Source organism: Flectobacillus sp. (assembly GCF_049240685.1).
Classification (GTDB): domain Bacteria; phylum Bacteroidota; class Bacteroidia; order Cytophagales; family Spirosomataceae; genus Flectobacillus.
In genome coordinates this window covers 1-19,199 of record NZ_JBMLSD010000311.1, presented here as the reverse complement: position 1 = coordinate 19,199, position 19,199 = coordinate 1, and the positions used below count along the sequence as shown (strand labels likewise).

19 protein-coding genes and 1 tRNA gene are annotated in these 19,199 nt (G+C 36.6%); 10 read left to right on the top strand and 10 right to left on the bottom strand.

Annotation, left to right across the window (positions count from 1 at the left end):
- Nucleotides 1-147: 147 nt before the first annotated feature.
- Nucleotides 148-876: a hypothetical protein gene (locus ACOVQ4_RS14420; protein ID WP_421821331.1), complete on the top strand. Its 729-nt coding sequence runs from the start codon at nt 148-150 to the stop codon at nt 874-876.
- A 735-nt stretch (nt 877-1,611) separates the two neighbouring features.
- Here the strand turns inward: ACOVQ4_RS14420 and ACOVQ4_RS14415 are convergent.
- On the bottom strand, nt 1,612-2,424 hold the full coding sequence (locus ACOVQ4_RS14415; protein WP_421821330.1) for an SDR family oxidoreductase: 813 nt from the start codon (nt 2,422-2,424) through the stop codon (nt 1,612-1,614).
- A gap of 125 nt (nt 2,425-2,549) precedes the next feature.
- Here ACOVQ4_RS14415 and rlmD point away from each other — a divergent pair, with 125 nt between their 5' ends.
- Complete coding sequence (gene rlmD, locus ACOVQ4_RS14410) at nt 2,550-3,962, top strand: 23S rRNA (uracil(1939)-C(5))-methyltransferase RlmD (protein WP_421821329.1); 1,413 nt, start codon at nt 2,550-2,552, stop codon at nt 3,960-3,962.
- Between the two features lie 842 nt (nt 3,963-4,804).
- Here the strand turns inward: rlmD and dnaB are convergent.
- Nucleotides 4,805-6,421, bottom strand: coding sequence for a replicative DNA helicase (gene dnaB, locus ACOVQ4_RS14405; protein WP_421821328.1), 1,617 nt, complete (start codon nt 6,419-6,421; stop codon nt 4,805-4,807).
- 193 nt (nt 6,422-6,614) lie between these two features.
- Between dnaB and ACOVQ4_RS14400 the strand changes: the two genes are divergently transcribed.
- The 4 genes from ACOVQ4_RS14400 to ACOVQ4_RS14385 all read left to right on the top strand — a co-directional run bounded on the left by ACOVQ4_RS14400 (nt 6,615) and on the right by ACOVQ4_RS14385 (nt 11,023).
- On the top strand, nt 6,615-7,610 hold the full coding sequence (locus ACOVQ4_RS14400; RefSeq protein WP_421821327.1) for a PhoH family protein: 996 nt from the start codon (nt 6,615-6,617) through the stop codon (nt 7,608-7,610).
- The gene (locus tag ACOVQ4_RS14395; protein ID WP_421821326.1) at nt 7,607-8,905 is read left to right on the top strand and encodes a M43 family zinc metalloprotease; all 1,299 of its coding nucleotides are present in this window, start codon (nt 7,607-7,609) and stop codon (nt 8,903-8,905) included. Before ACOVQ4_RS14400 ends, ACOVQ4_RS14395 begins: the two co-directional genes overlap by 4 nt.
- Before the next feature lie 117 nt (nt 8,906-9,022).
- On the top strand, nt 9,023-9,655 hold the full coding sequence (locus ACOVQ4_RS14390) for a TetR/AcrR family transcriptional regulator (protein ID WP_421821325.1): 633 nt from the start codon (nt 9,023-9,025) through the stop codon (nt 9,653-9,655).
- 33 nt (nt 9,656-9,688) lie between these two features.
- Nucleotides 9,689-11,023 carry an ABC1 kinase family protein gene (locus tag ACOVQ4_RS14385; protein ID WP_421821324.1) on the top strand — a complete coding sequence of 445 codons (1,335 nt, stop codon included), beginning with the start codon at nt 9,689-9,691 and terminating at the stop codon, nt 11,021-11,023.
- Nucleotides 11,024-11,333: 310 nt separating this feature from the next.
- Here the strand turns inward: ACOVQ4_RS14385 and ACOVQ4_RS14380 are convergent, their stop codons facing one another.
- Nucleotides 11,334-11,723, bottom strand: a complete 390-nt coding sequence (locus ACOVQ4_RS14380) for a DUF3127 domain-containing protein (protein ID WP_421821323.1) — start codon at nt 11,721-11,723, stop codon at nt 11,334-11,336.
- Between the two features lie 147 nt (nt 11,724-11,870).
- Here ACOVQ4_RS14380 and ACOVQ4_RS14375 point away from each other — a divergent pair.
- Nucleotides 11,871-11,954 (top strand) — tRNA-Leu (locus tag ACOVQ4_RS14375).
- 75 nt (nt 11,955-12,029) lie between these two features.
- Here ACOVQ4_RS14375 and ACOVQ4_RS14370 read toward each other — a convergent pair.
- The 4 genes from ACOVQ4_RS14370 to ACOVQ4_RS14355 all read right to left on the bottom strand — a co-directional run bounded on the left by ACOVQ4_RS14370 (nt 12,030) and on the right by ACOVQ4_RS14355 (nt 13,817).
- A complete protein-coding gene (locus ACOVQ4_RS14370; protein ID WP_421821322.1) occupies nt 12,030-12,275 on the bottom strand; it encodes a hypothetical protein in 246 nt (81 codons plus the stop codon).
- 144 nt (nt 12,276-12,419) lie between these two features.
- Nucleotides 12,420-12,659, bottom strand: a complete 240-nt coding sequence (locus ACOVQ4_RS14365) for a hypothetical protein (RefSeq protein ID WP_421821321.1) — start codon at nt 12,657-12,659, stop codon at nt 12,420-12,422.
- A gap of 29 nt (nt 12,660-12,688) precedes the next feature.
- A complete protein-coding gene (locus tag ACOVQ4_RS14360; RefSeq protein ID WP_421821320.1) occupies nt 12,689-13,066 on the bottom strand; it encodes a response regulator in 378 nt (125 codons plus the stop codon).
- Nucleotides 13,067-13,202: 136 nt separating this feature from the next.
- The gene (locus ACOVQ4_RS14355) at nt 13,203-13,817 is read right to left on the bottom strand and encodes a deoxynucleoside kinase (RefSeq protein WP_421821319.1); all 615 of its coding nucleotides are present in this window, start codon (nt 13,815-13,817) and stop codon (nt 13,203-13,205) included.
- Between the two features lie 350 nt (nt 13,818-14,167).
- Here ACOVQ4_RS14355 and ACOVQ4_RS14350 point away from each other — a divergent pair, with 350 nt between their 5' ends.
- A complete protein-coding gene (locus ACOVQ4_RS14350) occupies nt 14,168-15,160 on the top strand; it encodes a rhodanese-related sulfurtransferase (RefSeq protein WP_421821318.1) in 993 nt (330 codons plus the stop codon).
- Nucleotides 15,161-15,255: 95 nt separating this feature from the next.
- On the top strand, nt 15,256-16,125 hold the full coding sequence (locus ACOVQ4_RS14345; protein ID WP_421821317.1) for a nucleoside phosphorylase: 870 nt from the start codon (nt 15,256-15,258) through the stop codon (nt 16,123-16,125).
- Nucleotides 16,126-16,248: 123 nt separating this feature from the next.
- Here ACOVQ4_RS14345 and ACOVQ4_RS14340 read toward each other — a convergent pair whose 3' ends face one another.
- The 3 genes from ACOVQ4_RS14340 to ACOVQ4_RS14330 all read right to left on the bottom strand — a co-directional run bounded on the left by ACOVQ4_RS14340 (nt 16,249) and on the right by ACOVQ4_RS14330 (nt 17,695).
- Entirely contained in the window at nt 16,249-16,569 is a 321-nt protein-coding gene (locus ACOVQ4_RS14340; RefSeq protein WP_421821316.1) for a hypothetical protein, read from the bottom strand.
- 78 nt (nt 16,570-16,647) lie between these two features.
- Nucleotides 16,648-17,139: a GNAT family N-acetyltransferase gene (locus ACOVQ4_RS14335; protein WP_421821315.1), complete on the bottom strand. Its 492-nt coding sequence runs from the start codon at nt 17,137-17,139 to the stop codon at nt 16,648-16,650.
- Nucleotides 17,123-17,695, bottom strand: coding sequence for a 1-acyl-sn-glycerol-3-phosphate acyltransferase (locus ACOVQ4_RS14330; RefSeq protein WP_421821314.1), 573 nt, complete (start codon nt 17,693-17,695; stop codon nt 17,123-17,125). Before ACOVQ4_RS14330 ends, ACOVQ4_RS14335 begins: the two co-directional genes overlap by 17 nt.
- A 305-nt stretch (nt 17,696-18,000) precedes the next feature.
- Here ACOVQ4_RS14330 and surE point away from each other — a divergent pair, with 305 nt between their 5' ends.
- Complete coding sequence (gene surE, locus ACOVQ4_RS14325; protein WP_421821313.1) at nt 18,001-18,777, top strand: 5'/3'-nucleotidase SurE; 777 nt, start codon at nt 18,001-18,003, stop codon at nt 18,775-18,777.
- Nucleotides 18,778-19,199 lie beyond the last annotated feature (422 nt).

The following is a 19,199-nucleotide window of genomic DNA, read 5'->3' as shown; positions in this document are numbered from 1 at the left end:
AGGACCCATACATTAAAAGTGTATTGCTCTACCAACTGAGCTACGGAATCGTTGCATATAAGAAGCGTTTTCAGTATTTTTGTTGTTCTGTTTCGTTTTCCTTAATTGCGGTGCAAAACTACTACTTCTAGAAACATAATGCAAGCCATGCATCTAAAAAAAGTTATATTTTTTTTATTTTTCTTCGTTACGATTCCGCAACTTTCTAGGTGTCTGGACAATACAGTAACATTAAAAAATGCAGATTCTTTATTCAAAATTCAAAATTATGATGCTGCTGAAAGGATTTTTGAGCGAGAATTGACCAAAAATGAAAATCCGTCTCATATAATTTTTTTAAAACTTGCTAAAATAAATGAGCAAAAAGGAGACTATCTAAGGACGCTCTATTACCTCAACAAGTCGTTTGAAACAAAACCTAATGATAAGATTTTGTTAAAACTTCATCAAATAGCCCAAGATCATGAGCTGAAAGGTTATGAAATGAACGACTTTAATTTTCTAATTTTGTTTTACAAAAAATACTCAGGATTTCTAGTGGCTTTGATGCTCATTATCGGAATTTATGTTTTTGTAATTCTCATTGGAAAAAAATACAGAGGCGAATACACTCCAACCTCCCAAAAAGTTATTCTAACGATTTATCTGATTGGAGTAGGAACTTTATTAAATCTCCCCGACAAATACCATCAAGGAATCATTAATGCGGATAAAGTAATTCTTCGAACAAGTCCATCGGCTGGAGCGCCTGTCGAATTTGTAATCAACAAAGGGCATCGTCTTAATATAATTGGAGGGAGTGATATTTGGAAAAGAGTTTTTTGGGAAGATCATCTTTTGTACGTAAAAGAAACAGACCTCTGGCAAGTTGAATAAGGACTTAAGTGATACAATTCTACAAGCGAATAAAAAAGGTTCAACTTTATACAACCAGTTCAATCCGACAACTTGAGCGTTTTGACAAAAGTGAGCCATCTAAAATGGTAGGATTGAGAATAATTTTCAATTTTTCAGCAAACATGAGTCATCCCGATTTTTTAGATAAGGATTATCCCCCATAATTTTCATAAAAAAGGGGTCGGAAAATATTTCCCGACCCCTTTTTTGAGGCTATCATGCTAGATTTATTTGGTTTGAGACGCAAGCATTGAGACACAAGCATTGCGTCTCTACTCTGAGAATCTAAATCACTCATTAGCTAAATCGCTAAATTTGGGATTACTCATGTTTGATGCTTTAAGACTAGATATTAATGCAATCCTTGCACCTATACTTTTCAGATAATCACTAAATCGCCGTATCAGGGTTGACTCATTTTTTTCACTATTATACTCAACCTCAATTGCGTTGATACGCAAATTGCCTCTTTAGGGAAACTTGGAGGTAAGTTGTTCGTTTTAGGCAACAGGTACAAGGCAAAATATGTTACCTTATTTTCTAAAAATACAGACAAGCTTTTGTCCAAAACCCACCACCGTTAACCCATTCCAGAAAGCCCTAGGCACACAACTTGTAGTTTTTTTAAAAAAACTCAAGAACTACACAAAAAACTGCGAGCATTAAATTAAATAGTTTTTCCGATATTTTTCAGCTGAGAGAATTACCCATTAACTATTTATGTTTTAACGGCGAATCTTTCTCTTTGGCCAGCGTATTGAAGACGAGTTTATCAGTAAGAGAAGGTAAAAATTTATTAAGAAAAACGGTCAATTTACCTTGGCTTGTAAGAATTAATTCTCGTTTTCGATTCTTAACTGCTTTCAATATTCGGGAAGCGACCTCCTCTGCCGACATCATATTACCCTCATCTCTCATCGTTTCACCTTTAGTTTGACCATCTCCCCCAAGTGAGGCAACCCTAATATTAGAAGCAGTAAAACCAGGACATGCAGTAAGTACATGCACGCCCTCGTGAAGAAGCTCTGTTCTTAATGCTTCTAAGAAGCCATTCATGGCAAATTTAGAGGCTGAATATCCAATTCTAACAGGTAAGCCTCGATAGCCCGCTATTGAAGAAATCCCCACAATGGAACCTTTGGCCTTTTTGATATAAGGCAAAGCATATTTGGTGGCATATACAGTCCCATAAAAGTTTATGTCCATCACCTTCTTGATTACTTCAAGGTCACAGTCTTCGAACATAGACCGCATAGAAATTCCGGCGTTATTAATCAAAATATCGATTCGACCAAAGGTCTCTACGGTTTGAGTAATCACCTTTTTGTTGTCCTCCTCCAAACTTACATCCGCAACCACAGCAATATTTTGTATTCCTGCCTGACTCAATTCCTTACTAGTTTCATCCAATGGTGCTTGTTTACGACCAGTAATAACAATTTTGGCACCTTCATTACCAAATGCGAAGGCCATCGCTTTTCCGATTCCAGAGGAAGCGCCAGTAATGATCACAACTTTATCTTTCATAGATTCTTTAAATACTAAATTTTTACGAACCAAAATTAGGGATTAATTAGCAAAATACCTTTTTTAAGTGGTATCTGCATAAAGTTTTCATTTTATGTTATCGTTTTTTGTAATTTTGCAACCTTATGAGAAAAAAGCACAAAGAAAATATCATTTTTGAAAATGTCTTGGTAGAGGATTTTGCTGCTGAGGCAAAATGTATAAGCCGAGTAGATGATAAAGTAATCTTTATCGACGGCCCGGTAGCACCAGGAGATTATGCTGATTTAAGAATCACCAAATCGAAAAAAAGCTATTATGAGGCAACAGCTCAAAATATAAAGCCTAGTTCTCCATATCGCACACAAACTGTTTGCTCCCATTTTGGAACTTGTGGAGGCTGTAAATGGCAACATATTGGATATGATACTCAGCTATCTTTCAAAACCAAGCAAGTAACTGACGCTTTAGAAAGAATAGCCAAAGTAAACCTTCCTGTCATTAATCCTATTCTTGGCTCTGCTGAGACTTTTTACTACAGAAATAAATTAGAATATACCTTCTCTCAAAACCGATGGCTAACTATTGAGCAAATTCAGTCGGGAGAAGAATTTTCGAGAAATGCTTTGGGTTTTCACGTACCTAAAAGGTATGATAAAATCTTGCATGTAGACCATTGCTATCTACAGCCCGACCCATCTAATGCCATCAGAAATGCAGTACATGAATTGGCACAGCAACATAATATTGATTATTATGAGCAAATAAAGCAAGAAAAAGGTGCACTCAGAAATTTGATTATTCGAACAGCATCTACCGGAGATTTGATGGTAATTGTACAATTTGCATACGCTACCGAGGAGCAAATCACATTAATCATGGATTTTCTTGCCCAAAACTTTCCTCAGATTACTTCCCTTAACTATATCATTAATACCAAAGGAAATGATACTTTTTTTGACTTAGAAGTAATAAATGTAAAAGGCTTGCCTTACATAATCGAGGAAATGGAAGGTTTGAAATACAGAGTTGGACCAAAATCTTTTTATCAAACTAACTCAAAGCAAGCCTACGAACTATACAAAATTACTCGTGATTATGCAGGCTTAACAGGCTCAGAATTTGTGTATGACCTTTACACTGGAACGGGTACAATTGCTAATTTTGTAGCCAAACAGGCAAAGAAAGTAATTGGTTTGGAATATGTGGAAATGGCCGTTGAAGATGCCAAGGTCAACTCTCAAATAAATGGAATCACCAATACTGAATTTTATGCAGGAGATATGCGTAAGCTACTCGATGATGCCTTTATTAATGCCAAGGGTAGACCAGATGTAGTTATAACCGACCCTCCTCGTGCAGGTATGGATGAGCCTGTTGTTCAGACCTTATTAAATGCAGAACCTCATACAATCGTTTACGTAAGTTGTAACCCTGCCACACAAGCTCGTGACTTGGCCTTATTGGACTTGAAATATCGAGTTGAGGCCGTTCAGCCAGTGGATATGTTCCCACAAACTCATCACGTAGAGAATGTAGTGAAGTTGGTGAAAAGATAGCAGGGAATTTAAAGCGCCCTGATTAAGCAAATAATTACTTGGTAAAAGTTATCATGAAAGGTTTGGGCGCAAAATAAAATATTAAAGCCATCCTGGATTCAGTGAGTGATTATGTAAAATTTGTATTCCAGTAGTAGAGAAGCAATATTAGCGACTTAAGTATTCACGCAAAATAATATTTAATTTTTTAGCATTCGGCTTTCAGCTTTGGGCATTCGGCAAAACATATCTATCGTGACTAAAAAACATTTTAACACTCTTTGCCTTGTGCCTAGTGCCTAAACACATAACTTAAATCTCATTCTGCATGATTACTTAAGTCATTTTATCGAGTACAATAGCAACAAAAAAGCGGTCGAAAAATATTTTTTCGACCGCTTTTTTTGATAAAGACTCAATGTGAAACCCTAATCCTGAAAATCCGAATTAAAGTATGTATGAGGAATTAGGTAAGTTAGTACACAAAATAAAGTTAAAGATTGTGCTTTGAGCTTTCAGGTATCGGCTTTCGGCGGTGGACTATGGGAAGGGCATGCCCGTGGTCGTTAAAAATATTTTAACACTCTGTGCCTTGTGCCTGTTGCCTTGTCCCTAAAACACAAAACTTAAATATAATGCTGCACGATTACTTAAGTTAGTACGTAAAATAAAATTTAATTTTTGAGCTTTAAGCACTCGTTAAAAACATATTTACTATTACTAAAAAAGTAATTTAACCCTCTATGCCTCTGTAAGTTACCTAATGCCTAAAAACAATATCAATGTGTAACCCCGAGCGATTGCTTCCAGTTCTACGCTTAATCTCAAAATAATCGAAGATCAACCATAAGTCACCTCATTATTTAAAAAGGGACATCCTGATTTGGAGGCGTTGCATTAAAGGCGGTAGAATCATTACCTCCTCCAGATTGGAAATTATTCATTTTGCTTCCTACTGTTCGTGCGCCACCTTCAAAAGCTGCCAAAGTGTCAGGGACTGCGGCAAATGATTGTAATGAGTCACCTCCCGTAAAGCTTGCATAATCGGTAGCATCAAGGTCACAATATTTGGTATACTTGCCTATAAATCGTAATTGTACGGTATCTAATGAACCTGCACGGTTTTTGGCAATGATTAATTCACCGACACCAGCTACCGAAGTACCATTTTCATCTTGTGTAATTCCATAGTATTCTGGACGATAAATAAACATTACCATATCGGCATCCTGCTCAATTGAACCTGACTCACGTAAGTCAGACAATTGCGGTTTTTTGTCACCTCCACGGGTTTCAACCGCACGACTCAACTGAGATAAAGCGATTACAGGAACATCTAATTCTTTGGCCAATTGCTTCAATGAGCGTGATATGGTGGCAATCTCCTGTTCACGGTTTCCACCTCCTTTACCTCCCGAGTCGCCCGACATCAACTGTAAGTAGTCTATCACAATCATTTGAATATCATGTTGTGCTTTCAGACGTCTCGCTTTGGCACGAAGTTCGAGAATAGACAAAGCAGGAGTATCATCAATGAAAATGGGAGCATTAGTCAAGCGACCAATTTTGGCATGGAGCTGCGCCCATTCGTGAGGGGCAAGATTTCCCTTTCTTAGCTTCTCAGATTCTAATTCAGCTTCAGAAGAAATCAAACGATTGACCAACTGAACCGAGGACATCTCAAGCGAGAATACAGCTACCGCTTGACCAAAGTCTACGGCGGCATTTCGACAAGCCGAAAGAATCAGGGCTGTTTTACCCATACCTGGGCGGGCAGCAATGATAATTAATTCGGTTCTTTGGAAACCTGAAGTAATTCTATCTAATGCACTAAACCCAGAAGGTACACCCGTGAGTCCATCCTTCTGATTTTTCTTCAACTCTAATTCAAGCAAGGCGGCTCGCATAATTTGCGACATATCCGAGTAATTTTTACGGATATTAGCCTCCGAAATTCTAAACAACTCTTGTTCTACCCTATCTAGCAATTGAAAAACATCGGTGGTATCCTCATAAGCCATTTTTTGGATTTCTGAAGAAACTGTAATCAACTGTCGTTTCAAAGAATGTTCGACTACAATACGAGCATGAAATTCAATATTAGCAGCAGAGTTGACACGTTGTGTTAATTCGGCAAGATACGATACGCCTCCTGCCATCTCAAGTTCGCCATTGGTTCGCAATTGATTGGTAACTGTCAGCAAATCGATTGGTTCGGATGCTGCAAAAAGTTGTGTAATTGCGCCATAAATTCTTTGGTGTGCTTCTTTATAGAATGAGTCAGGCTTCAAAATGTCCACCACTGCGGTAAGAGCATCCTTTTCAATCATCAAAGCCCCAAGCACAGCTTCTTCCAAATCAACTGCCTGAGGTGGGATTTTACCCAAACCTGTATCCAGCCAGCGATTGGTCGCAGATATTCGACCACCAGCAAAATTGGCAGCCTTTTTAAAGGTATTATTTCTGTTTGACTGTTCCATTAATACAATTTTACAAATATTTTCTCATATTACCGCAATCACGATTTGCAAAAAAAACCTAAAGGTTTGATTTACAGAGTCAAAAAAAAACTTCAAATTAATCTTGCAAGAATCGAACACAAACAAGCGTTATTTTTGTTAGATTAGTACTTTCTAATACTTTTTTTAAGATAACATTTATTCCTTATTAGATTTGACAGAAAAAATAATAACACTCGAAGATGTTGAATTAGTTAGTTTTCTAGGTATTGAAAACAGTAATATCAAAGTTGTAGCTGAAGCTTTTCCTCAAAGTAAGATTATCTCTAGAGGCAATGAAATTACCGTTAGAGGTTCTATTTCTGACATTGTCAAAATTACCGAAATTATTGAATCGATGGTCGGGCATTTTCAGAAGTATGGCAAAATTACAACAGAACAAGTAAAAACGTATCTTTTACGAGATAAGAATACAGAAGAAGAGCAACAACCGCTACTAAAAGAAGATGATGACGTTTTACTTTATGGTACTAAAGGCGTAGTAATACGGGTAAAATCGCCAAACCAGAAAAAACTTATCGACGCCGCAGCCGAAAATGATATCGTTTTTGCAATAGGTCCAGCCGGTACTGGCAAAACCTATACAGCTGTTGCGCTTGCGGTCAAGGCTCTCAAAAATAAAGAAGTAAAAAAGATTATTATCACCAGACCAGCCGTAGAGGCAGGCGAAAATTTGGGTTTTTTACCTGGAGATTTAAAAGAAAAAATAGACCCATATTTACGTCCAATTTATGATGCGCTCGATGATATGATTCAACCAGAAAAGTTGAAGTTTTTTATCGAAAACAGAGTGATAGAAATCGCTCCTTTGGCCTATATGAGAGGTCGTACCTTGAATAACGCATTCGTTTTATTAGATGAAGCACAAAATACCACTCCCATGCAGATGAAAATGTTTTTGACACGTATGGGCGTAAATTCCAAAGTAATTATCACAGGCGATAAATCTCAAATAGATTTACCAACAAAAGTAAAATCTGGTTTGGTAGAGGCCACCAAAATATTACAAGGGATTAAAGGTATTTCGTTTATTGAGCTCGATGGTAAAGATGTTGTGCGTCATCGATTGGTAAGAGACATCATAATGGCTTATGACAAGGCTGAGGCTGAGAAAGAAGCACAAAAATCTTATTCATCTTTCCAAAAATGAAAAAAGGAATTTTAATTTCATTAGCTGTTATTATTTCATACACCACATTTGCTCAAAGCAAATGTGGTGTTGCTTTTCAGGACTCATTGAATCAAATCATAAGTCCAACTTGGTTGCAACGCAAAAGCAATTTTGAATACCAAGTACAGCAATATACCAATGCCCTCAAAGCTTCTCGTATTCAGGAATATCCCGTTATTAGAATTCCTGTAGTGGTGCACATCATCCATAATACGGCAAATAAGTCAGTTGGTGGTACCAATAATATAAACATCTCAGAAGAGCAAATACTTTCACAAATCCAAACGCTCAATGAGGATTATCGCCGTAAAGAAGGTACAGCAGGATACAATACAAATGCAGTAGGTGCCGATATGCAACTTGAGTTTTTTTTGGCCGACTCTACCGCTACAGGTGAATCATCCAAAGGAATTACGAGGCATTACACCACCAAATCAGGATTTGATATCGTAAACGAATTGAGTGAGATTACAGCTTTTTCTAAATGGAATCCCTATAAATATCTCAATATTTATGTTGTCAAAAGTGGTACTACCTCCACAGCAATCACTATTGGTTACTCGGGCTTTCCATTTGACGCTTACGTTCCTGGTCTCATCCCAAGTAGCCAAGAATTAAAGGAACAAGAAATTTTTGATGGTGTTGTGGTAGACTACAGGTATTTTGGCCGCTGTTGTGGTACTATTAGCTCCTCGTTCAATCTTGGGCGCACTACCACACATGAGGTTGGTCATTGGCTTGGATTATTACATCCCACGGGAGATGTACGTTGTGGCACAGATTATTGTGATGATACGCCTACCATCGAAAGCCTAAATAAAGGTCTTACCTGTAATAAAATGATCTCTACTTGTAATGGAAATACGGTAACCAACCAAATAGAGAATTATATGGATTATTCACCTGATGTTTGTATGAATTTGTTTACCAACGACCAAAAAATAAGAACCAGAGCAGTGCTAGACCTAAGTATTAGAAGAAAGACACTCGTCAATAATTCGACCATAGTGCCCGAAAGCAATACACTACAAGCTAGCGTAGAACCAAATCCCGTAAAAAACAACGCAAATATTAAGGTTCAATTCAAAGGAACCGAAAACCTCACTATACAGCTTATTTCAGGAAATGGAAGCATCTTAAACGAGTACAACTTTAATGATGCTAGTTCTAATTATTTTTTGATAAATACGACAAATTATCAAAACGGCATGTATTTTTTAAGAGTAAGTACCTCAAAAGAAAGCAAAATCTTAAGAATGTTAATTCTGAAATAACATAAAAACACTTTTAAAACACCTTTAAGATATTCTTTACAGTATTTACTAAAATTTTCTTCAATTATTTAAAACATTGTTTTTTTACGGAATGTTATCTACACAAACGGAAAGAGAATGGAAAAATCAGACAAAATAAAAAAAGCTTTTATTGAACATTTCTTAGAAAACGGAGCCTATCCTACATCGGTGTATGCTTTTACCAAAAAGCTCAAGATGCCAGAAGTAGAATTTTACGAATTCTACAATTCTTTTGAGCTACTTGAAAGTAGTATTTGGCTAGACTTTTTCAAAGATACCGTGGCTCGTATTGAAGGCGATTCGGTTTATTCGGGATATTCTGTAAGAGAAAAGTTGCTCGCTTTTTATTACACATGGATTGAGGTACTCAAAGAAAATCGCAGCTATGCTTCTCAAACTTGGAGATTAATCGACAAAAGAAAATTAAAAACACCAACCTTTTTAACCGACTTGAAGGTGGCCTTTAAGGATTTTACTCGTGATTTGGTTATGGAAGGCAAAGAAAGTAAAGAGGTACAACCACGCAAATATATCGACGAACGCTATCCTGATGCTTTATGGCTACAACTTTTGATGGTACTTGATTTTTGGGTCAAAGACCGATCAAAAGGCTTTGAACAAACCGATGCCATGATAGAAAAGGCAGTCAATACTTCCTTCGATTTGATGGCCAGTTCGGCATTGGATTCAGTGTTGGACTTTGCAAAATTTTTGTATCAAAATCGTTAATGCTAGTTCGATGTAAGGATTAGTGACTTGAATATGAAAGAACAAAACTCGATACCTACCTCCAAGGTAGCTCGTGCTACCCAATTTGTAAAGACAGGAGTTAAGATTGGAGGGAATTATCTCAAACATAATGTTAAGAAGATTATTGACCCGACTACATCTAAAGAGGAGTTACACCAAGAAAATGCCGAGGATATTTACGAATCCTTAAGCGAACTAAAAGGGTCGGCATTGAAAGTTACTCAAATGTTGAGTATGGACAAAGGTTTATTACCGCGAGCCTATCGTGAGAAATTTGCGATGTCACAGTACTCAGCGCCTCCTCTTTCTGGCCCGCTGGTTGTCAAAACATTTAAAAAGTATTTCAAAAAATCGCCAAGCGAACTTTTCGACAAGTTTGAGATGAGTGCATCCAATGCTGCTTCGATAGGCCAAGTGCATAAAGCCGAATTGAAAGGTAATAAACTTGCAGTAAAAATTCAATATCCTGGAGTATCTGAAAGCATCGGAGCGGATTTGAAAATGGTTAAACCAATCGCTGTAGCTATGTTTGGCCTAAACGAGAAGGATGTTGACCGTTATATGGGGGAAGTTCATGAACGCTTGTTGGAAGAAACTAACTATAATCTCGAACTTAAGCGCTCTGTAGAGATTTCAAAGGCTTGTCAGCATATCCCAAATATTTTTTTTCCAAGGTATTATGAAGATTTGTCATGCGATAAAATATTAACCATGGATTGGCTGGATGGCTTACATCTCAAAGAATTTTTGGAAACCAATCCGTCTCAAGAAGTACGAAACCAGATTGGACAAGCCTTGTGGGATTTTTATGATTACCAGATTCATACTCTAAGACAGGTTCATGCCGACCCACACCCTGGTAACTTTTTAATGCGCTCCGATGGAACCATGGGTATTATTGATTTTGGCTGTATTAAAGTGATTCCTTCGTTGTTTTATGACAACTATTTTGCTTTAATCAATTTTGACACCTTGGAAGACGAAACCAAGATAGATGAAATATTCAAAACATTAGAGTTTATTGTGCCGACAGATAGTATTGAAGAACAAAAGTTTTTCACCAATCTTTTTAAAGAAATGATCTACCTGTTGGGTCGTCCATTTGGAGAAGAAACCTTTGATTTTGCTGATGATAGTTACTTTGAACAGGTATATCTTTACGCCGAGAAACTTCAAAAATTAGACGAGTTAAGAAACTCTAAAGTGGCACGTGGCTCACAGCACGGTTTGTACATTAACAGAACCTACTTTGGCTTATATTCGCTTTTGAACGAGATGAGGGCAAAAGTAACTATCACCAAACCCGAATGGCTAAAATCGTCAAAACTCAAAGCCGTAGAATTTTAAATTAAGAGCAAATATTTTGTTTTAGCATAATAGCCATAAAAAGCGGTCGAAAAAAAATTTTCGACCGCTTTTTTATTATACACTTTGCGAATATTCCCAATCCTAAAAATTAGGTAACAGCGTTGCCTTGTATTTGAACTGTTGACCAAAGAGCTTCAGCATGTTTTCTAAGAAAAGTAGACTCATTATTGCCAAATAACTAAAATTAGATTTAAGTTTTAGGCATTTGACAAAAATATTTACATCGTGACAAAAAACAAGTTTACACTCTTTGTCTAGCGACTCTTTCAAATTACTTACCAAACAAAAATTAAAATGGTAAATCCTCGTCCTCACTAAATGAAGGCAAGTCAACCGAAGAAGCCTTAGGCGTTGCTGGACGCTGAGCTGGAGCCTGATAGCTCGGCGTTGGCGTGTTAGTAACTTCAGAAGCTAACTCAATGCGATAAGCTCTCAAATCGGTATACCAACGGTCGTTATACTCTCTGGATTCAACGCTAAAAGTCACTTTAAGCTTATCTCCCAAAGCAAATTGTTTTAAATCATTTGTGCGATCGCCCCAAGCCGAAAAACAGGCCTTTTTGGGATATTGCTCTTGTGTCTCTACCACAAATTCTTGTTTTACCCACTGACCATTTTTACCACTACCTGTTTGTTCAGGTTGTACTTTTACCAAAGTACCCTCTAATTCTAATGCCATCAATAAAAAAGTTTATAAATTTTGCGCTAATTTAATTTCTGATTTTCAAATACTTAAAAAAATCCTACATTTTTTATTGAAAAAAAGTGTTTCGTACTATTTTGCAATGTCAACTTATCTGCCTACTTTTGCATCATCAAAGTACAAGGCGATGTGGTGGAATTGGTAGACACGCTACTTTGAGGTGGTAGTGCGGGTAACCGTATGGGAGTTCGAGTCTCCCCATCGTCACTAAGCGTTCTGAGCAATCAGGACGCTTTTTTTATGGGTAAAATACAAAAAAACCTCTCAACTTGAGAGGCCTACTTAACATCCGTTCAATCGCTTTACTTTTCCTTTTTTCAAATCTAATTTTTGATAGTTTTCTTTGAGTCTTCGGAATTTTTCCTTTTGGTCCTCTATCTTAGTGTAATAGTCGATGTGCTGTTGTTTCCAACTAAAAATGGTAGAAATGGGAATACCTTTTTCTCTTGAAATCGCATTCATGCTCTTACCTGCAATCATTTCATTTAATACCTCAAATATTAGTTCGTTGGCGTATTTCATTCTCATCTTACTTAGTGGGTTATAATGAACAAACAAATATCTATTCTTGCAATTTGTTTATTGTTAACCCAAAAGATTATTACTTAGCTTTTAAGCCATAATCAGAGTAAGAGACAAAAAAAAGATACCCAAATGGGTATCTTTCTCTTTTTAGCGGGACGATTCACTCTCTGAAATCGCTCGATAATATGTTTCTTTCAATCTTTTGAACTTTGCTTTGGTTTGCTCCTCCACATTTTGAGGTTCCTCTGATAAGCGCTGCTTTAATGCACTGATATAGGAAGTAGAATTTCGGAGCTTTTCAGCAAGCTCTGTAAAATTATATTGACCATACTCAGAGGTAGATTCTTGTTCATTTTCTTCGGGTTCGTAATAATTTTCTCTAGACATCTGTAGTTGAGGCTTAACGATTTTGAATTCTAACTAGTAATAACATAATCTATAAACTGAGAAATATTTCTTTTCTCCACAGGCTTTTCTAAGTATCCTAAAATATCATAATATTGTAAATCCTTTTCATATTGAAAGTAGTCGTTAGAGGACGTTATAACAACAAAAAGATTTATAGTATTCAATGATTTTAAAACTTTTAGCACTTCTAATCCATTCAAAATAGGCATTTCGATATCTAGGAGAATCAATATTTTAGGATGAGTGAGAATCTTCAATAGATTCAAAGCTTCTTGTCCGTTATTGGCTTCAAAAATCTCACAGTCAAACTGTTTGAGAATTCCTCGTATAGCAAAACGATTGAACTTCAAATCGTCTACAATCAAAACAGCAAGAGAATGATTCATTTTTTATAATAGAAATTCAAGCGATAAAATACGGACTAGTGGTAAAATATAATTTATAGGCTTGAATATAGTATTATTTTCAAAAAAAAACAATGAAATTTCCTTCATCGCAGAATAGATTCATGTCCTAGTCTACTTACTTTTGATACAACAAAGCCTTGTCTACTTCAGAAATAACGAAGTTAAAATGCTCAGGATTATTGAGGTAATCTAAATCATTGACATCTATTACCAATAATTTACCCTCGGTATAACCGTCAACAAACGCTTCATAGTGGTGATTCAAATCAGCTAAATATTGCTCCGAGATATTAGCTTCGAAGTCTCGACCTCTCTTTTGAATTTGTTTGACGAGTTTTGGTAGGTCTGCCTTTAGATAAATGGTAAGGTCTGGTGCTTTTACGGTTTGCATCATCAAATCGAAAATACCTTTGTAGGTACCATAGTCATTTTCTGACATAATACCTGTTTTATAAAGGTTCATCGCAAAAATAAACGCATCTTCATAGATAGTTCTATCTTGGATAATTCTTCGGTTCGAACGTTGTATCTGCATAACTTGTTCGTAACGGCTTTTTAGGAAGTACATCTGTAGATGAAAAGCCCATCGAGGCATATCTGAATAAAATTCTGCTAAATAAGGATTCCCCTCCACGGCTTCAAAAAGTACCTCCCAACCAAAATGCTCTGCTAATTTACTCGCCAAGGTAGTTTTCCCTGCGCCTATATTTCCTGTTACTGCTATATGCATTGAATAAAAATGTATGTATGATGATGACTCTTAAGTTAATACGAAAAATAAAATCTAATTCTTGAGCTTTGGGCTAGAGGCAAATAGTTTCAAGATTGTTTTGGTATATTTATTTCGAAAAAAAGCTAATTTTTTAGAAATAAACCTCTATCACTCTTTTAGCTAGAGACCTAAAGTTGAAGGTAAAAAACCAGGTATTATAAATCCAAAAACCTTGCAAAGGTCGATTTTTTTAGAGCAAAATCCAAACCGATTCAAGCGTCTAAGACCTATTTCATTTTGTGACATTCATATATCTTATTTATCTTTGTAATCTTAATCATTTTTTTAATCTGTAACTCATGTTGAAGATGAAGCCATACAGAGTGCTTTTATATTACAATTATACCCCCATTCCTAACACGGAGGAATATCGCGAAAAACATCATTTATTTTGTATTGAGAACAACCTACTAGGTCGCATTATCGTTGCCTCAGAAGGACTCAATGGAACAGTCTCGGGTTTGGCGGAAGACTGTGAAAAATATATGAAATGGTTGGAGAATGATCCAATTTTTGCAGGAACCGATTTTGATTTTAAGGTAGAAGAACATGACGCCCATGCTTTCGCAAAATTGCATGTGCGTGTAAAAGAAGAAATAGTTAATTCTGATTTGCCTGTGAATCCTAGAGTTCGTACAGGAAAACATCTCGAACCTGCCGATTTTAAGGAGTTGTTGAAAAATGACCCAGATGTTGTCTTGGTTGATATGCGTTCAAACTACGAGCATTCAGTTGGGAAATTTAAAGGTGCTATTACCTTCGATATGGAGACCTTGCGTGAACTTCCAGAGCATGTTCACGAAATAGAACATTTGAAAGACAAAAAAATTATCACCTATTGTACTGGTGGTATCAAATGTGAAAAGGCCTCCGCTTATTTGATTGAAAAAGGTTTCGAGAATGTATATCAATTGCATGGCGGTATCATCAAATATGGCCTTGAAGAAGGTGGAGAGGACTTTGAAGGAAAATGTTATGTCTTTGATAATAGAGTAACTACTTCGGTCAATTCTGTAAACCCAGCCGTTATTTCAAAGTGTCATATTTGTGAAACAGACTGCGACCACATGGTTAACTGCGCAAATCCAGAATGTAACGAACATGTACCGATTTGTCCATCTTGTTTAGAAAAAATGGAAGGGGCCTGCTCAGAAGAATGTAAATCACATCCTCGCAAAAGACCTTACAATCCATCAGGATATTATAGCAAGCAATCCGATAACTATTCTCCAGAATTTGGATTCAAGAGTCGTCAAAAAACAAATGTAGATTACTCTAGCTTTCAATTGAGTGTAGACTAGCCTATATTTTTTCGCTTGTTTTAAAACCTCTCATTTCGGTGAGAGGTTTTTTATTTTTACCTTCGAAAAAACGAACAATCTTAATATTCCAACCTATGCAAGCAACTATTTCTGAAACCGACCTAATTATCAATCCAGATGGAAGTGTGTACCATTTGAATTTACGTCCAGAAGATATCGCTGATACAATTATTACCGTAGGCGACCCCGACCGCGTTGGGGTGGTATCTAAGTATTTTGATAAAATTGAAAAACAAGTTAGCAAACGAGAATTTGTAACTCACACAGGGTATCTTGGCAATACTCGTCTGAGTGTTATCTCGAGTGGAATAGGAACCGACAACGTAGAGATTTTGATGAACGAACTAGATGCTTTAGTAAATATAGATTTGGCAACTAGAACCCCAAAATCAGCACATAAGCGTCTAAATATTATCAGAATTGGAACCTCAGGAAGTTTACAAAAGAGCATTCCTGTCGATAGCTATGTTGTTTCAAAACGTGGAATCGGGTTTGATGCTTTGGGTCATTTTTATCCTACATCAACCTCTGATTTTTCGGAGGCAATTCAAACCCAGATGAACCTAGATTTTTTATCGTATACATCATTTGGCTCTCAAAAGCTTTATGATTTGCTTTTTGATGATAAGAATCCCTTGTATTTTGAAGGGAATACCGTGACATGCCCAGGATTCTATGCTCCACAAGGCAGGATTTTGAGATATACGCCAAAACAAGAAAATTTGCTCCAAAAATTCAATCAATTTTCCTTTCAAGGAAATGTTCTGACAAATTTGGAGATGGAAACTGCTGGATATTATTTATTTGGAGAAGTGTTGGGACATGAGGTACTTTCGATGAGTGCCATTGTAGCATCCCGAATGTCTCATCAATTTTCGAAAAATCCTGAAAAACATACTGAGAGTTTGATTCAACAAGTGCTAGAGAAAATTACAAAGCAATAAAATGAATTGAATGCTGTTGGGCTGAAAACCTGCTCTGGCTGTAGGCATTAGGCATTAGGCAGAAAACCCTCGTTGGTGTTATTAAAAACTTCTTGCCTAATGCCTATCGCCTATTGCCTACCCTTAGCTTCCCGCTTTCTTAGTTCTCCACTGCTCTTTGAGGGCTTTTCGTTCTTCTGGGCTGAGGCTCTTCCATTTTTCGATTAACTCTTTTCTTTTTCCCTTCAAAGCCGCCTTTTCTTCGGGGGAAAGGGAATCTAATTTGGCTTTGCGAGCTTCAACTTTTGCCTCGAGTTGGGCTTTTTGTTCCGGAGTCAAATTGGCTAGTCTGGCTTCGACTCTTCCTCGTTTTCTATCTTTTGGGGTTTCTTGCGTGCTGGTCTGCGCCTTAACCGAGCCAAGCGCCAACAAAAGGCTTATGCTCAAAAAAAATGACTTTTTCATGATTGGTTGAGAATTAAAGGTTCAACATTTCACCTTTGACCCATCTCGAACCTCCATAGTTTAATGCATATTTCAAAATCATACTTCCAACTGCATCACATAGTCATTCATCCAAAAGTCATTTCCAATATTTATATCCTCTTCTTTGATAATGGAAAATCCTTGTTTTTCATAAAACCCAATCGCTTTATTATTTCTATTCACATTGAGTTGTACGGCCTTCAAACCCTTTTGTTGGGCATGACGAGCCACCTCTTGTATTAACAATTTTCCAACGCCTTTACCTTGGGCAGCAGGTAACATATATAATTTGTGTAATTTCATTACATCCATCATTGCCTCAAAGCCTGCAAAACCAAGAGGTTGGTTATTTTCGTAGGCAAAAATAAAGGTATTGGTTTCGAATTGCTTTCTGAGGGATTCTTCCGAATACATCATATCGAGCATATAAAGGGTTTGTTCCTCCGTAAGAATTTGCCCATAAGTAGGGCGCCAAGTTTGTTCTGCAATCGACTGAATAAGGGGAATATCCTCAGGGCTCGCTAGTGTTAGATTAATCAAATTTTGCATCTTTTAAAGAAAAAAATTCAGGGTGTTTTGGGGTAATATTTTGATAAAACGCTTGAATCTTAGGCAAATCTGTTTCAAAATTTCCCGTAGTCTGAAAAACACCAAGAAATCCTGCTTCTTTCTTTCCAAAATCCAGAAAACCTAAAACAATCGGTACATCTGCATGATTGGCAATATGATAAAACCCTGATTTCCATTCCTTTGTATAAGACCTCGTTCCCTCGGCTGGGACTAACAACTGCATTTCATCAGCGCCAACAATCATATCGCCCATTAATTGAACAAGATTATTTTTTTGAGAACGGTTTACGGGGATTCCTCCTAAACCACGCACAATAATTCCTAAAGGAAATTTAAACAGAGAATCTTTGGCCAAGTAGCGAATTTTGCAATCCAACGCATAGAGCGTTGCCATGGCATAAAGATAATCCCAATTAGAGGTATGCGGAGCTGCGATAATCACAGCTTTTGGATATTTCTTGATTCCTAGAGGAGTCTTATCCACAATCTTCCAGCCACTTAGCTGCAAAATCAATTTTCCAATAAATTTCAACATGGTTTTATTAAACGCAAAACTAAATTTAATCTGTAAAAGCCTATTATCTTTGAATCAAAAATGAAATCTTTAACTTGAGAATCAAGAATTTTAGGAACGAACTGACTACCTCCGCAACTCAAGTCATGTTCAAATGTAATCAATTTTCTGTAACTAGCTTGTCAATAGAAAGTATTATTATAAAATACACGATATTTGAATAGCCCAATTTTTTCTTAACAAAATAAAAATATACGATTAAACAAAAAGCTACGGTAAACCATTCTTAAAAGTATATTTACCGCCAGTCCATAAAAACAAAACGAATGCAAAAGCCATTAATTCTTATTTCAAACGACGATTCGATCGCTTCAAAAGGTATTAAAACATTGGCATCAATCATGTCTCAATTAGGAGAAGTGGTAGTTGTTGCCCCAGATACTCATCAATCAGGTATGGGTCATGCGATTACCCTCGACAGACCTCTCAGAGTAAGCGAGGTACCTGATTTTTTGCCCAATGTCAAAGCCTACAAATGTAGCGGTACTCCAGCCGATTGTGTGAAGTTTGGAAAACATTTTATCTTGAAAGGGCGCAAAATTGACTTAGTAGTGAGTGGAATCAATCACGGTTCCAATTCATCTATCGCCGTAATTTACAGCGGAACAATGTCTGCCGCTATTGAGGCAGCCATCGAAGGTATTCCTGCCATTGGTTTTTCATTATGTGAATTTGGGGCAGACATTGAGTTTGGACATGGAGAGCCTTACATCAAAAAAATTGCAGAAAGCATTCTTGAAAATGGACTGCCTCATGGAGTTGCACTCAATGTAAATATTCCTGCCAAATCTGAAGAAGACATTAAAGGCATTAAAATTTGCCGTCAAACTGATGCACTATTTAGAGAGACCTTCGAAGAACGTAAAGACCCTTACGGAAGAACCTACTATTGGATGGATGGGTACCTTCATAATGAAGATAAAGGAGGTAATACCGATGAGGATGCTATCAAGGAAAACTACATTGCTATAGTTCCAGTAAAATTTGATTTGACCGATTACAAAGCTATTGAAGTTTTAAAAAAAATCAAGTTAGATAAATAAAATGTACTAAGTGCGCTGTTTCGATTACATACAAGTAATCGTGTGAAATTAGATTTAGTTTTTTATTGAAGGCAACAGGCACAAGGCAACAGGCAAAGAGTGTCAGCATGTTTTTTAATAACGATAGATATGTTTTTGCTGAATGCCCAAAGCTGAAAGCCGAAAGCTAAAGAAAAAAGCAGTTTTCTAATTACTGGACAAAAAGAGAAAAGGTATTTAGACTTTTTCAATGAATGTTTAAAAACAGTTTAAAACTGTTAAAAAAATGAGTCCAAGACTAAGTCTTGAACTAGTAAATTCAATTTTGTCCAGTAATCAGAGCAGTTTTTAATCTTTTGCCTAACGCCAACCGCTTACAGCCTAATGCACTTAATTTATTCTCAAGATTTAAGAATCTATACAACAATCCATTTTCTCTGTAA